At 31.9% G+C, this 14,452-nt stretch carries 14 protein-coding genes; all 14 read left to right on the plus strand.

Annotation, left to right across the window (positions count from 1 at the left end):
• The first annotated feature begins 3 nt into the window (after nucleotides 1-3).
• The 14 genes from M594_RS05185 to M594_RS05250 are packed head-to-tail and all read left to right on the plus strand — an operon-like array spanning nucleotide 4 to nucleotide 13,893.
• Nucleotides 4-657 carry a CpsD/CapB family tyrosine-protein kinase gene (locus M594_RS05185; RefSeq protein WP_125451981.1) on the plus strand — a complete coding sequence of 218 codons (654 nt, stop codon included), beginning with the start codon at nucleotides 4-6 and terminating at the stop codon, nucleotides 655-657.
• Between the two features lie 35 nt (nucleotides 658-692).
• Entirely contained in the window at nucleotides 693-1,793 is a 1,101-nt protein-coding gene (locus tag M594_RS05190; protein WP_173876137.1) for an EpsG family protein, read from the plus strand.
• A 16-nt stretch (nucleotides 1,794-1,809) separates the two neighbouring features.
• Complete coding sequence (locus M594_RS05195; RefSeq protein ID WP_173876138.1) at nucleotides 1,810-2,643, plus strand: glycosyltransferase; 834 nt, start codon at nucleotides 1,810-1,812, stop codon at nucleotides 2,641-2,643.
• Nucleotides 2,640-3,038, plus strand: a complete 399-nt coding sequence (tagD, locus tag M594_RS05200; protein WP_173876139.1) for a glycerol-3-phosphate cytidylyltransferase — start codon at nucleotides 2,640-2,642, stop codon at nucleotides 3,036-3,038. The genes M594_RS05195 and tagD overlap by 4 nt, the downstream gene beginning before the upstream one ends.
• A 1-nt stretch (nucleotide 3,039) precedes the next feature.
• Nucleotides 3,040-4,119 (plus strand): glycosyltransferase, encoded by a 1,080-nt coding sequence (locus tag M594_RS05205; RefSeq protein ID WP_173876140.1) that lies wholly within the window; start codon nucleotides 3,040-3,042, stop codon nucleotides 4,117-4,119.
• Nucleotides 4,116-5,225: a CDP-glycerol glycerophosphotransferase family protein gene (locus tag M594_RS05210; protein WP_173876141.1), complete on the plus strand. Its 1,110-nt coding sequence runs from the start codon at nucleotides 4,116-4,118 to the stop codon at nucleotides 5,223-5,225. The genes M594_RS05205 and M594_RS05210 overlap by 4 nt, the downstream gene beginning before the upstream one ends.
• A gap of 14 nt (nucleotides 5,226-5,239) precedes the next feature.
• A complete protein-coding gene (locus M594_RS05215) occupies nucleotides 5,240-6,220 on the plus strand; it encodes a glycosyltransferase family 2 protein (protein WP_173876142.1) in 981 nt (326 codons plus the stop codon).
• Nucleotides 6,221-6,245: 25 nt separating this feature from the next.
• Complete coding sequence (locus tag M594_RS05220; RefSeq protein ID WP_173876143.1) at nucleotides 6,246-7,253, plus strand: glycosyltransferase family 2 protein; 1,008 nt, start codon at nucleotides 6,246-6,248, stop codon at nucleotides 7,251-7,253.
• A 55-nt stretch (nucleotides 7,254-7,308) separates the two neighbouring features.
• A complete protein-coding gene (locus tag M594_RS05225; protein WP_173876144.1) occupies nucleotides 7,309-8,268 on the plus strand; it encodes a glycosyltransferase family 2 protein in 960 nt (319 codons plus the stop codon).
• Between the two features lie 13 nt (nucleotides 8,269-8,281).
• A complete protein-coding gene (locus M594_RS05230; RefSeq protein ID WP_173876145.1) occupies nucleotides 8,282-9,256 on the plus strand; it encodes a glycosyltransferase family 2 protein in 975 nt (324 codons plus the stop codon).
• Nucleotide 9,257: 1 nt separating this feature from the next.
• Nucleotides 9,258-10,253, plus strand: a complete 996-nt coding sequence (locus tag M594_RS05235) for a sugar transferase (RefSeq protein ID WP_173876146.1) — start codon at nucleotides 9,258-9,260, stop codon at nucleotides 10,251-10,253.
• 5 nt (nucleotides 10,254-10,258) lie between these two features.
• Nucleotides 10,259-11,221, plus strand: coding sequence for a capsular polysaccharide synthesis protein (locus tag M594_RS05240; RefSeq protein WP_173876147.1), 963 nt, complete (start codon nucleotides 10,259-10,261; stop codon nucleotides 11,219-11,221).
• The gene (locus M594_RS05245; protein ID WP_173876148.1) at nucleotides 11,222-12,787 is read left to right on the plus strand and encodes a lipopolysaccharide biosynthesis protein; all 1,566 of its coding nucleotides are present in this window, start codon (nucleotides 11,222-11,224) and stop codon (nucleotides 12,785-12,787) included.
• A complete protein-coding gene (locus M594_RS05250) occupies nucleotides 12,784-13,893 on the plus strand; it encodes a glycosyltransferase (RefSeq protein WP_173876149.1) in 1,110 nt (369 codons plus the stop codon). The genes M594_RS05245 and M594_RS05250 overlap by 4 nt, the downstream gene beginning before the upstream one ends.
• Nucleotides 13,894-14,452 lie beyond the last annotated feature (559 nt).

Below are 14,452 nucleotides of genomic sequence, written 5' to 3' on the forward strand. Positions count from 1 at the left end.
ACCATGCATATAGAAGTTATCCATAATAGCAAATCTCTTGTAGCTGAGTCCTTTAGAACTTTAAGAAGTAATCTTCAGTTCTCAGAATTCGGAAAAAATATCAAATTGATTGTCGTTACAAGTGCCAATCCTAACGAAGGAAAGAGTGAAGTCAGTATCAATCTTGCTGCCTCTTTGGCTCAACAAGGGAAAAAAGTGATTATCATAGATGCAGATATGCGTAAACCAACCCAACATAAATTAACAGAGCTAAACAACACTGTAGGATTAAGCACCTTTCTATTAAAAAGGTCAGGTGTAGATTCCATTAATCATTTGACGATAAATGATGTGAATTTAGATGTACTGACTTCAGGACCTGTTCCGCCTAATCCTTCTGAGATGTTAGCTAGTTCTTCTATGGATGAAACACTTAAAGCATTTGAGGATTTTTATGACTATGTCATTATCGATACACCTCCCTTGCTAGCAGCAACGGATGCTCAAATTTTAGCAAGTATTGCTGACGCCACACTTCTAGTCGTAGATACAAAAAAATCAAAACGTCGACAGATCACTGAAGCAAAACGTAGATTAGATAATGTTGGAGCTAGACTACTTGGTGTGATAATGAATAAAATAGATTCACATAAAGACACCTATTATTACTATTATTAAAATAACTATTTGAAAGGCTAAGGATAAAGAAAAAAATGGCAATCTATCTTTTAATGTTCGTTTATATCTCTTTCCTTGCCTTTTTCTCATTAAAATATGAGGATAAAGAACAAGAGTTAAGATTTCTTGTTCTTCCGACTTTCTTCTTTTTTTTAATCATTGCAGGTTTTCGTACTTCTAGCGTCGGAGGAGATTTAGGAACCTATATCCATATTTTTGAATCGAATCATTTACAACTTCCAGACTTATCACATTTCTTTAGTTCTCGATTTGAAATTGGTTATTTAGTAAGTAATATTTTTCTAAGAAACTTTAGTGATCACTATCCCTTTTTATTATTTGCCTATGCCTTTATAACTTTAGTTGCCTGGTTTTTTGTGCTTTATAAGCATTCTAAAAATGTTTACATGAGTTTATTGATTTACCTCAGCTCATTAGGACTCTTTTTTTATTCCTTATCAAATATCAGACAAGGTCTGGCGATTGCTTTAAGTTTTTTAGGATTTCATTACTTAGTAAAAAATAAGAAGGTTTTAGCATCGATATTTATCCTACTAACTCCCTTATTTCATACATCTGGTATCGTATGCCTCTTGTTTTTCCCCCTTAAAAAAATCGTTTTAAATAAAAGAATATACCAATTTGTGTTCCTTGTATTTCTTATTCTCTTTCCTTTCATCAAACAAATTGCCACTACCTTTATTTCTTTCTTTCCTCAGTATACTTCCTATCTGGAATCATCATGGTTTTTGGAAAGCAATAAATGGGCACCCGTATTTTTAACAATTTGGTATGGTCTAGTTCTGGTCTTTGGAGAAGTAGTGATTAGAAAACAGAAATTATCGACTGAAGAAGAATTTATAAGAAGTCTATTTTTTATCTCCTTTTTATTTACCGCGTCAACTTTGCAAACAAGTCTTTTTGGCAGATTTGCACACTATTTTACCCCCTTTATTTGCCTATATATCCCCATGATTTTATCTAAAATAGGTGAAAAAAAAGTTCAGTGGATTTTATTTTATTTGGTGATATTGGTTTATGCTTCAATCTTTCTAGTCATTGTTTACTTTAAAGCTGACTGGTACCATGTCGTTCCCTACCGTTCAGTTATTGTAGATTGGTTATTTGGAAATTAGGTTTAGGAGTTATAAAATGAAATTTTCAGTTTTAACTACAGTCTATAAAAAAGAGACTCCTAGAAATTTAAGGAAAAGTTTACTAAGCTCTTACCATCAGACCATTAAACCGACAGAAATCATTTTAGTTTGTGATGGTGCATTGACAGAAGAGTTAGATAGAGAAATCGAAAAGTTGCAGAGAGAAATCCCCATTTTAAAGGTTTTCCATTTACCTGAAAACTTAGGCTCTGGACCAGCTTCCCTCTTTGGAGTTAATCAATGTCAAGCAGAATTCATTGCAAGAATGGACAGTGATGACTATTCTCTAGAAACAAGGTTTGAGAAGCAAGTAGCAGCCTTTGAAAAAAATCCCAATCTCATCATGGTTGGTTCCAATATCCTAGAGAAAAATACAGAATTTACCGCCTTAAAGAAAGTACCAGAAACTACAGCCGAAATTCGTCAATATTCGAAAATGAGAAATCCCTTTAATAATCCATCGAGTATGATGAAAAAAGAGTATATCTTGAAGGCTGGCAATTATCGTAAATTCCGTTACCTAGAGGATTATGACCTCACAATGAGATTATTACACGATAATCCAACTAAGGATTTTTTGAATATCCAGGAACCTTTAGTAGTCATGCAGACAAATGATTCAAGCTATCTGCGGAGGGGCGGTTTCCTGTATGTAAAGACTGACTTTATGCTCCAATTAGATTTTTATCGCAGAAGAGATATTACTTTAGTAGAATTTCTTAGAAATATTTTCCTTCGTAATGCGATTCGAATTCTTCCGAATTCAATTAGGAAATGGGTCTATAAGAAAAAAATGAGAGAAGATGTAGAGGTGGTTAGGAAGATATGAAAAGAGTCATTACATACGGAACATTTGATTTATTGCATTACGGTCATATTAATCTTTTAAAAAGGGCAAAATCCTTAGGAGATTATCTCATAGTTGGACTTTCTACCAATGAGTTCAATAGACTGGAAAAAAATAAAGAATGTTATTTTGATTACGAGAAAAGAAAATCTCTATTAGAGGCTATCAGATATGTGGATCTCGTTATACCAGAAGAAAATTGGGATCAAAAAATCTCAGACATAGAAAAGTATCATGCTGATGTGTTTGTCATTGGAGATGATTGGCAGGGAAAATTTGATTATTTAAGTGATTTTGGAATAGAGGTTGTTTACCTATCACGAACAAAAGAAATTTCAACAACTAAGATAAAGAATGATTTGAATCAAGGGAACTAGGATGAAATATCAGGTCATACATGTAACAGGTGGTGTAAGGAATACCATGAGTGGGGTACAAAGTTTTATCAAAAACCATATCCTAACTGATGATCAAGAGTTTGAATATATGGTAGGTGAGTCAAATGGAGACTCTCATTTCCCATTTAATCAATACCTAGATGAAAAAGAAATTAAACGAATTGTATTTCCTGCCCTAAAGATTTCTAAACTATTTGCCTATGCGAGAGAGTGCCGACAATTTTATGAAACGAATAAAATTGACATTCTCCATGTCCATAATCCTATAACCGCTTTTATACATAATTACTATGCTCGAAAAAATGGTGTTCCAGTTAGGATTTACCACAATCATAGTAGCCAATTTTCAGACACTTGGTTAAAAAGTATTCGCAATCGATTTTTGGTCTTTTTAGCTTTGAAAAATGCGACCCATCGTATCTCTTGTGGCCAATTAGCTGGACTTAAGATATTTGGAAAGAAATCATTTCAAATCCTCCCAAATGCTATTGCCATCAATAAGTATCGGTTTTCTCCAACTTTTAGAGAAGAAATTCGAAAAGAGTTTCATATAGCTGAACATCAAAAAGTAGTTGGGATGATTGGTATCTTAAATCCTTTCAAAAATCAGAGTTTTTTGATTGAAATTGCTAAAGAATTGCCTGATGTTACTTTTTTCTTTGTTGGTGAAGGACCAGATCGTTCAATTTTAGAAGGAAAAAGTAAGAAATTGAAGAATATTATCTTTACAGGAAAAAGAGATGATGTTCATAAATTTTATTCAGCCTTTGATATTTTTGCCTTTCCTTCTTTGTATGAAGGTTTCCCAATCGTGCTGGTAGAAGCTCAGTGTTCCGGAGTCAATATTATCATGAATGAAACGATTGATCCGACAACTCAGATAGTTGGTGAACTCTGTACAGCTATGCCTCTAGATAAGGATAAATGGGTAAACTATATCGAAAAGGCGCCTATCAATGAGAAACAACGACAGCTAAATGAACACCTAAAGCCGTTTGACATTGAAGAAAATGTTCAAAATTTAAAAGAAATTTATAAGCAAGGTTTAAAAAGAGAATGATTAACTATTTAAAACCCTTACTTTTTAAAGTAAGTGATTTTACTTATAAAATAAATAAAATGATTCCCAAGAAAAGGAACAGAATTGTTCTCTATTCTAATTGGGGGTTTAGAGATAATCTTAGAACCCTCTATCACTATTTAGTGGATAATAACTATCAGGAAACTTATGAAATTATTTGTGCTTCAAATGATTTTTATCATTTAGAAAAAGAACATGATGTAAAGTATGTTTCTATTTATCGAGGTTTCTTTTATTTTTTAACATCTAAATATTTTTTCTATTCATTTGGCAAGTATCCCATCAAACCTACTCCAAACCAGATGGTTGTCAACTTGTGGCATGGAATGCCCTTGAAAAAAATTGGGAATCTTGAAGTTGGCATGGAAAAGATTGACTATAATTTCTTTACAAAATTAGTCTCCTCTTCAGAATTATTTACTCCAATCATGAAAGCTGCTTTTAATGCTAAAGATGAGCAGATGCTTCTTGTTGGAAATATTCGAAATGATGAGCTCTTTAAAGAGAAAAAAGAGAAGAAAATCATTTGGATGCCAACTTATCGTAATTCTAAAAATTATCATGACAGCCAAGCAGCATTGATATTTTCTTTAGAAGAAGAGGATTTTCAAAACATTGAAGAACTACTCTCAAACTATGGGTATCAACTTTATATTAAACTTCACCCTCTTGAGGAATCTCAGTTAAAATTTGAAATGAATTATTCGACCATTCATCTATTGTCAGAAGATATCATTAGTGAGCGGTATGGAACTTTATATACCTTTTTGGGCACAACCAGTGCATTAATTACAGATTATTCTTCAGTATTTTTAGATTATTATTTATTAAATAGACCAGTAGCATTTACTATTAATGATTACGAAGAATATAAGGACAAACGTGGTTTTGTATTTGAAGATGTTAAGAGTCTTATGGTTGGGAGTGTCATTCGTGATTCACACGATTTATTAGAGTTCCTAGAGAGTGTCATGAAATCTGAAGATACTTATATTGACGAACGAAAAAAAGTCAATAATAGAGTCAATGCTATTCAAAAAGATTTTACAAAGACACTTTTGGATGAAATTGGATTAGAGAAATAAGGTTAGGATAAAGAATGATTAGTGTAATCGTACCCGTTTATAATGTAGAAACTTATCTGGAAGAATGTTTAGACAGCATTCAAAACCAAACCTATACAGACCTTGAAGTCATTTTAGTCAATGATGGTTCAACAGATGGATCAAAAGCTATTTGTGAGCGTTATTGCCAAACAGATAAGCGTTTCCGATTAATCAATCAAAGCAACCAAGGCCAAAGTGTTGCACGAAATACAGGTGTAACAGCTTCAAGAGGCGAATTCATTGCATTTGTTGATAGTGATGACATGATCCTAGCGAATTATTTAGAAACCTTAATGCAACATATGGGCGAAGACGTAGATATTGTAGAAAGTCAGTTCACCGTACATAAAAAGGATTTCTTGGCAGAAAATTCTCAAGATATCAAGATCATTTTTGAGGGAAATTCTGAAGAAGCAGTGAAGGTAGTCCCTAACCATCTACTAAGTGTCAATCCAGTCACAAAGCTCTATAGAAGAGCTATTGTCGAATCTGTCCCCTACCTAGAAGAGCTCATTTTTGAAGATATTTATAGTGGCATTGGTATGCTTAAATATATACGAAATATTATTAAAATCGATTATGTAGGGTATTATTACCGTCAACATTCATCTAGTACGATGCATAGAACATTTACAGAGAAAAATCTAGATGTGTTTACAGTAAGTGACCAATTGATTGACTTGTATTCTGATAGGGAAGAACTTCTTCCTTATATTGGTAAATACCTAGTTCATGTAGCAACCATGCATTATCAAGACTATATTCAAAAAGGAAATCCATATGCAGAAGTCTATAATCAGAAATTGGCCGACTATGTAACTATCACCAAGAAAAATCCAGACTTAGCTAGATCGTCACGTTTGATTAAGCTCTATAATGTTTGCCCAAAATATTATAATTCAATTGTATTCCCACTCTATTACGCAATTTGGAAATTCAAAAATGGCATTAAAGAAGTAAAGCTAGATGAATAAACATAAATGAGAAGGAAATTATTTTATGATTAGCGTTATCGTGCCCGTTTATAATGTGGAAGAATATTTAGAAGAATGTCTAGAAAGTATTCAACATCAAACTTATACAGATATTGAAGTCATCTTAGTAAACGATGGTTCAACGGACACCTCAAAAGAGATTTGCGAACGATTTTGCCAGATAGATAGTCGCTTTAGATTGATTAATCAAGAAAACCAAGGACAAAGTGTCGCGAGAAATCGTGGTGTCGAAGAATCAGTTGGACAATATATTATGTTTGTGGATAGCGATGATGTGATCAATACAAGCGTGTTAGAAGTATTACTTCCTTACATGAAGATGGATGTAGATATCGTAGAATGTAGAATGACAAGAAATAAAGAAGAGTTCTTTCTTAATAGAACTTCTACAATTGCATTCGAAGGAAATGCTAAAAAAGCAATTCTTAATTGTATTGCGTTTAAAGAAGTGAAGTTTTGTGCTTTTACGAAATTATATAGAAGAGAAATTGTTGAAAAAGTTCCATTTTTAGAAGGTTATATTTATGAAGATGTCTTTACAGGAATAAATTATTTAAAACATATTCGAAAAATAGTAATTGTTGATTATATCGGTTATTACTATCGTGTTCGTCCCAATAGTACTATGACAAAATCCTTTAATGAAAAAGATTTAGATATTTTTAAAGTGGGAAATCAGTTAATAGATTCTTTTAAAAATGATGAAGATATGCTTCCTTATATTGGATATTTTATGTTTTATATAGGTCATGGACACTATTTAAAAGATGGGATAAATAAGGAGAATCCATATGTCGATTTATATGAAGATTTTATTCGAAACGCTGCTTTTATAGCAAAGCAATCCAAGGAAGTTGTCCAGAAATATCGTTTATTGCGACTGTACTTACTTGCTCCAAAATATTATACAACGATTACTCATCCCATTTATACAAGTATACAAAAGATTTGGATATCTACTAAAAAAGTAATGAATCATCTAAATGATAAATTACATATAGGAAAAAATTGATTGCCTGAATATATAGGGTAATACACTAAATTTTAAAGGAGATGTCAGAATAAAAATGATTAGCATTATCGTCCCCGTTTATAATGTGGAAGAATACTTGGAAGAATGTATAGAGAGTATAAGGCAGCAAACTTTCACAGATTTTGAAGTTATTTTAGTCAATGATGGATCTACTGATTACTCAAAAGAAATTTGTGAGAAATATTGTAGGAAAGATTCTCGTTTTCGCTTAATAAATCAGGAAAACCAAGGACAGAGTATTGCAAGAAATAGAGGCGTTGCTGAGTCTACAGGAGAATTCATCGTTTTTATTGATAGTGACGATATAGTAAAGTTTGATTTGTTGACACAATTAAAGAAGTATATGTCTGACGGAATTGATATTGTAGAATGTAATAGAACCGAAGATATTCAATATTTAAATTTAGAAAAAAAAGTAATTGATGTTAAAGAATTGGATTCAAATGAAGCGTTATATGAATGTTTTAATCATGGAGTAAGTTGGAGCCCAGTCGCAAAACTTTATCGTCGTGAAATAGTGGAGAAAGTTCCGTTTTTAGAAAATTTAATTTATGAAGATTTTTATACTGGAATCGTATCTTTAAAATATATTCATAAAATGAGAAAAATTGACTATATTGGTTATTATTATCGATATCATACTTCTAGTACAATGAATCAGACATATTCAGAAAAGAATCTTGATATTTTTAAAGTTGGCAAAAAATTATTAGAGGAATTTAGAGAAGATAATTGGTTACCTTATGTAGGGAATATGTTATTTTTAGTCGGTATTGGACATTTTAAAAAGTATAACATAAGAGTTGGACATCCATATTATCAGTTATATGTTGATGCAATTGATAACTATTTTGAAATAGCTAAGAAATCATCAGATATTTTCAATTCTAGTAAATTATTAAGATGGTATAGCTATTCACCAAAATATTTTTTAAGTTTATATTATCCGTTGTATTTAAGATATTTAGACATTCGAAAAAAATGGAAAATTTAATAGGAGCCTATTTATGATTAGTGTCATTGTACCTGTTTATAATGTTGAAGAGTATCTGGAAGAATGTTTAGATAGTATTCAATGTCAAACTTATAGCAATATTGAAGTAATACTTGTTAACGATGGTTCTACGGATCATTCACAAGAAATTTGTGAGAGATATTGTAAACAAGATCCTCGCTTTCGCTTAATCAATCAAGCAAATAAAGGATTAAGTGGCGCTCGTAATCGTGGTATGACTGAATCTAAAGGCGAATCTATCACTTTTGTAGACAGCGATGATGTTCTTAAAGACGATATGTTGGAGCAATTATTAAAGCACATGACTTCAGAAGAAATGGACATCGTAGAATGTTGGTATACAAATGATAAAAAAGAAATAGAAATCCCTTCTCCCGAGAATGTCAAAATTATTTTTCAAGGAAATGCTAAAGAAGCTTTAGTCTCTTTATGTGAAGATAATATTGTCCGTTTGAATGCAGTCGCTAAACTGTTTAGAAGAGAAGTGATTCTCAATTTTCCATTTTTAGAAGGTCTATTTTATGAAGATGTGTATGGAGGAATGGGAATCTTAAAACATATTCATAAAATAGTGAAAATTGATTATACAGGATATTATTATCGCGTGCGTTCTGGTAGTATTATGAATCGCGAATTTAGTTTGAAAAATTTGGATTTGTTTACTATTTGTGATAAAGTGGAGCAACTATATGAAGGAAATGCTGACTCACTTCCATACGTACAGCGTCGCTTATTTCATTTAGTATTGATGCATGTTGTCGACTATCGTATATTTGAGGGAAATCCCTATCAAGAAAAATATGTGGAATATTTGAATCGATACGCTAAAAGTTCAAGTCGCTCATTTTTAATGAAAGCCTATCGATTATTCCCTAAAAAGATTGTCTTTATTTCAAGAGTTGTTGGAGCCATTCAATGGAGATTTGAAAAATATATTGTAAAAAGATTTTGGAGAGGGTTGAAGTAGTATGAATTATTACTTAAAAGAATTTTACGCAGAAGCCAAACATGCAGGATCTAAGGCAAGATTAGATGCTGAAAAAATAATGGTAGAAGCAGGATATCAACCTTTTTCCCTAAATAATGATTCAAATCCCATCACTTTGACAAAAAATGATGTGTTAGTTCTTCAATTTCCGTTATTATGGCATACCTTAAAAAAACAAATTTTTACGAGATTTTTGAAAAATAGAACATTCAAAGCTTATTTGCTGATTCACGATATCGAGTCCCTGAGAAATAAAAAAATCAAGTCATTTACAGATTTCAAATATTCCATTATCCATTTTTTACAAAATAAAACAGTCCTTGAAAAAGTCGATGGTATTATCGCCCATAACGAAAAGATGAAAGCAGAACTTGTGCGATTAGGAATACCGGAAGAGAAGATTGTTTCCTTAGAGATATTTGACTATTTGATTCCACATTATAAAGAGAAGAAAGCTTATGAAAAAGAAACTATTTTGTTAGCTGGAAATTTCGATATTCGGAAAACAAAATACGCAAGACAATTACCTGAAAAACCAGATTTTTCTATTTATGGCATTAACTTTGAAGAGGAGAATCTTCCTCACAACGTTCATTATCAAGGTGCTTTTTCTCCTGATGAACTCCCTAATCGCTTACATGGCGGCTTTGGGTTAGTCTGGGACGGAGATAGTCCTCATACTTGTAGTGGGATGTATGGAGAGTATTTAAAGATGAATAACCCACATAAAGCTTCTCTATATTTAGCATCTGGTTTTCCGATTATTGTATGGAGCCAATCTGCCTTGGCTGATTTTGTACGGAAAAATCAATGTGGAATCATTGTTGATTCATTATTTGAAATTGCAGATTGTTTAAACTCGATTGATGAAGAAGATTATCAAGAATTGATTAAAAATAGTAAAATAGTAGGAGAGAAACTTCTTAACGGATATTTTCTAAAAACAGCTTTAGAAAAATGTGAAAGGAATTTGTAGAGTTTATGAAACTACAAATCTTACAAAAAAAAATGACTCGCTATCGTCAAATTTTAAAATATTATGGCCTTAAACTAACATGTGTTTACTTTTTTGCACAAAAATCTGACAAGATGTTTTATGATTTTCGTAGAAAGATTCTTTTGGATTTTGTATTAAAATTAAGAAAAGAAGCACAACTAGTTGATTCGAGTAATGAAAAAGAGGAAGAAACAACAGAATTTCCGAAAATAATTTGGACAATGTGGCAACAGGGAGAAGCTCAAATGCCTGAGACGGTCCAGGCTTCAATGAAGACCATAAAAGACTTCGCCAAAAGAAATGACTGTGAATTCTACTTGTTGACGGATGAAAATCTGGCGGATTTCATCAATATTCCAAGAAACATCACCGAAAAATACAAGAAAAAAGAATTATCAGCTGCGCATTATTCCGATATTATTCGTTTTAGTCTCTTATACCAATACGGTGGAATATGGATGGATGCAACCTTATTTGTATCTCCATACGCCACGATAAAAATGTTTGAATGGGACTTTTTTAGTTTGAATCATCCACCGACATATCCTGAGCAAATGGAGCGAACGATTGGTGATTTTAAATGGTCAGGTTTTTTCCTGGCAGGACAAAAAGGAGGATCTCATTTCAAACATATTCGGGATTTATATCTTTACTATGTTCGTAAATACCCAGTTTTTATTCATTACCTGATGATGGATTATTTTATTTTGTCCGAATATGAATCAAATCATGAATTTAAAGAATTAGTGGATAGATTACCTATTCTAGCACCAGCTGAGCGTGTTTGGTTTTTAAGAGGCCATGTCCATGATCTTTTTGATGAAAAAGAATGGGAAGAAGTGTTGAAAACAACACCGATTTTGAAAACGACTTATAAAATCAAGAAAGAAGAAGTTCTTCCAGAGAGTTATCTCGATCAACTTTTACAAGGAAAATTAAAGGAATAGATGAAATACACGAAAAAAAGTAGAACCGAATTTGCCACCTTAAATACAAGTATAGCTCTTGCATTGCAACCTTTTCAAGTCCTTCTTGGCTTTATCAATCGAACTATTTTTATCAATTTACTTGGGGTAACCTATCTAGGATTAAACAATTATTTGTCTAGCTTAGTTTCTATCCTGTCTTTGGCAGAATTAGGGGTTGCTGGAGCCATGAGCTATGCACTATATGGACCCTTAGACAGAGAAGAACATGGAAAAATCAATGCCTTTATGATTCTTTTCAAAAAATTATATAGAATCATTGGCTTTTCTATTTTTATACTGGGTGCTATACTTTCTTTATTTCTTCCTTATATGATAAAGGATTATACGGTAAATAGTGAATTATATTTGATTTTTTTCCTCTTTGTATTTAATTCTGCTTCAAGCTATTTTTTCTCCTATAAACGAACCTTACTTTATGTCGATCAGCGTAATTATATGATGACTTTGATTGACTTTGGATTAAATACGCTTCGTGTATGCTTGCAAATCGGAATTTTATTCTTTACAAAAAATTATATCTTTTATCTATTGATCAGTATCATCATGAATTTTATAGGGAATATCATCATGTCGGGGATTGTAGATAGATTGTATGGTTACTTGTTTAAGAATGACATAACACCCATTAATCAGGAGGAAAAAGAAAAATTTATCCGAAATATCAAAGGAAATATAGTCGGTAGTATTGGAGAAACGATTGTTTTTCAAACAGACAGTATTCTAATGGCAAGTTTTGTCAGCTTAGCAGCTATAGGTATTTATGGGAATTATACCTATGTTTTAGGATTTCTTTCACTGATTTTAAATACTGTGATTAATTCAGTTGTTTCTTCCGTAGGTAACTTAGTCCATTCGGAATCTACGACAGTAGCAGATATGGTTAAATTCCTAAAAAAATTCCAGTTTATTACTTTTAGCCTGATTTATTTTGCTAGCTTAGGTTATTTAATGTTCATTCATCCATTTATGACTATCTGGTTAGGTGAGAGTTTTTCATTTAATTATACGATTGAGATTTTGATCGTCCTTCATTTTTTCCTAACTTTTTATAGAAGACCGATTCTAACGTTGATTTCAGTTTATGGCTTAAGTTATGAGCAAAATAAAAAAACCCTTGCAGAAATTATATTAAATATAATTCTTTCACTGTACTTTTTAGCGATTTTAGATTTAGGGGTATCTGGAATTTTATTGGGTACAATTTGTTCAACAGTCTTGGCCTGTACATGGTATGAACCATATAGCGCCTTTAAGTATGGATTGAAAGCTTCCTCTAAGGACTTTTTTAAAACATTGTTACAAGATTTCACTGTCGCAGGGATGAGCTTCCTACTTTTGAGTTTGCTGGATAACTTAGTCTTAACTCAGCTAGATTTCATTTTCGGTTTGATCATCAAAATCGTCCTTTATTTGACAGTATTGGGTAGTTACGTTTTCCTATTTAGAAATCATGAAGGTGGTAAACAAATTATACTAATGATTCAAAAAGTATTAAAGTTAAAAAATAAGGTGGTAAAAATATGAAACGAATATTAGTTTGTGGTTTAGTTCCAGATATCGGTGGACTAGAAAAAATTGTGGTAGATTTTTATAATCATATCGATACCTCTGAATTTGAACTGGAATTTTTACTACAAGGTTCTGAAGATGTTGAATTTAGTGAACATTTTAAAAAGCTTTGCCACAATCCTCTCGTCGTTCATAGAATCCCTAAGTTAAGACCTCATATGAAACAGGCATTAAAGGAATGGGATAGTTTCTTTAAGAAGAATGCTCATCGTTATGATATTTTATGGTCCAATCAAAATGGTCTGACTCATCTAGAATTTTTAAAATTAGCAAAGAAATACGGAATCGAAAAAAGAATTGTTCATGGACATTGTGCAACAGCAGATAAATTTTACCGCTTTGTTCATCCAGTCAATCGTCTTTTTGTCGGCAAATATGCGACCGATTTTTGGGCCTGCGGAACAGAAGCGTTAAACCATTTTTATCATGGTCAAGAGAGAAAAAAAGCCTTAGTGATTCATAATGCCATTGAGGTAGAAAAGTTTTTATATAATCAAGAAATGCAAGCCCAACTTCGAAAGGAATATCATATTCCAGAAGATTGTTTAGTCGTAGGACAAGTTTCTCGCCTATATGAAAAACAAAAAAATCAAAGTTTCTGTGTTAAGGTTTTTTCTGAAATCGTCAAAAAAGAACCCAATTCTCGCTTAGTATTTATCGGAAGAGGAGATACTTCTTTTTTAGAAAATGTGGCAAAAGAATATGGAGTAGCAGACAAAGTCATCTTTACAGGCTTGACCACTAATGTCGGAAAAATGCTAAATCTTCTAGATGTTTTCTTTTTTCCATCTAATTTTGAGGGATTACCGATTGTACTCATTGAAGCGCAAGCCAATGGATTACCTGTTGTAACAGCAAAGCATTTACCAGACGCAAGGATACTAAATAACTATGATAACAGTCTGTCTTTGAATGATTCTCTTGAAGAATGGGCAGATAAGATTTTGTCTGTCAGAGATCATCGAGAGCTTGATACACCAAAGGTGAAGCAGCTGATAGTTGAAAACGGGTACGAGATTGAATCAGCAACTAGACAGTTGGAGAAGTTGTTTGTAGAGTGATAAAAAGTTGATGGAGAGGACAAGAATGTCTTCTCTAATTTTATTTCTATCAGACCATTATCCGGTAGTTTCATAAATAAAATTAGGTATGTTTTAATAGTACTTCTAAATGATATTTCATAAAAATATATTTTGATTATTTTATCAGATGATTAATTAACTTAATTGAATGCAATACGACTAAGTTTATATTTAATAATCTCATGGATTAGAGATAGGTATTCGCTGAAAGTTAATATATTAAAAATGAGATTGCATTCAATTTTCCTTAATAAAATAGCTTTTCTAGACAAAAGCTTATGCAAAAAAGAATAATTTATGATAGAATAGAGGATAAGAAAGAAAACGTTTTTACAATTTTTTTCAATCCTAAGGAGATATATTATGGCTACTATTCAATGGTTGGTCTAGAAGATTTAAAATAATAAAACATTGTGAAGTAGAATAAATGCTTAAAACCCTTGAATTCCAAGGGTTTTTGTTATTTTAGATTTTAATTTTTCACATTGTTATAAGTGCTTAATTAAGCAATAATCATCAATAAAAACATTTTTTTGGT

Origin of the sequence: Streptococcus mitis, from assembly GCF_013305725.1 — a bacterium.
Taxonomy (GTDB): domain Bacteria; phylum Bacillota; class Bacilli; order Lactobacillales; family Streptococcaceae; genus Streptococcus; species Streptococcus mitis_BO.

Excerpts from the sequence above, each read along its gene's own strand:
- M594_RS05185 (WP_125451981.1), top strand. The coding sequence starts at position 4 with ATGCATATAGAAGTTATCCATAATAGCAAATCTCTTGTAGCTGAGTCC.
- M594_RS05190 (WP_173876137.1), top strand. The coding sequence starts at position 693 with ATGGCAATCTATCTTTTAATGTTCGTTTATATCTCTTTCCTTGCCTTT.
- M594_RS05195 (WP_173876138.1), top strand. The coding sequence starts at position 1,810 with ATGAAATTTTCAGTTTTAACTACAGTCTATAAAAAAGAGACTCCTAGA.
- tagD (WP_173876139.1), top strand. The coding sequence starts at position 2,640 with ATGAAAAGAGTCATTACATACGGAACATTTGATTTATTGCATTACGGT.
- M594_RS05205 (WP_173876140.1), top strand. The coding sequence starts at position 3,040 with ATGAAATATCAGGTCATACATGTAACAGGTGGTGTAAGGAATACCATG.
- M594_RS05210 (WP_173876141.1), top strand. The coding sequence starts at position 4,116 with ATGATTAACTATTTAAAACCCTTACTTTTTAAAGTAAGTGATTTTACT.
- M594_RS05215 (WP_173876142.1), top strand. The coding sequence starts at position 5,240 with ATGATTAGTGTAATCGTACCCGTTTATAATGTAGAAACTTATCTGGAA.
- M594_RS05220 (WP_173876143.1), top strand. The coding sequence starts at position 6,246 with ATGATTAGCGTTATCGTGCCCGTTTATAATGTGGAAGAATATTTAGAA.
- M594_RS05225 (WP_173876144.1), top strand. The coding sequence starts at position 7,309 with ATGATTAGCATTATCGTCCCCGTTTATAATGTGGAAGAATACTTGGAA.
- M594_RS05230 (WP_173876145.1), top strand. The coding sequence starts at position 8,282 with ATGATTAGTGTCATTGTACCTGTTTATAATGTTGAAGAGTATCTGGAA.
- M594_RS05235 (WP_173876146.1), top strand. The coding sequence starts at position 9,258 with ATGAATTATTACTTAAAAGAATTTTACGCAGAAGCCAAACATGCAGGA.
- M594_RS05240 (WP_173876147.1), top strand. The coding sequence starts at position 10,259 with ATGAAACTACAAATCTTACAAAAAAAAATGACTCGCTATCGTCAAATT.
- M594_RS05245 (WP_173876148.1), top strand. The coding sequence starts at position 11,222 with ATGAAATACACGAAAAAAAGTAGAACCGAATTTGCCACCTTAAATACA.
- M594_RS05250 (WP_173876149.1), top strand. The coding sequence starts at position 12,784 with ATGAAACGAATATTAGTTTGTGGTTTAGTTCCAGATATCGGTGGACTA.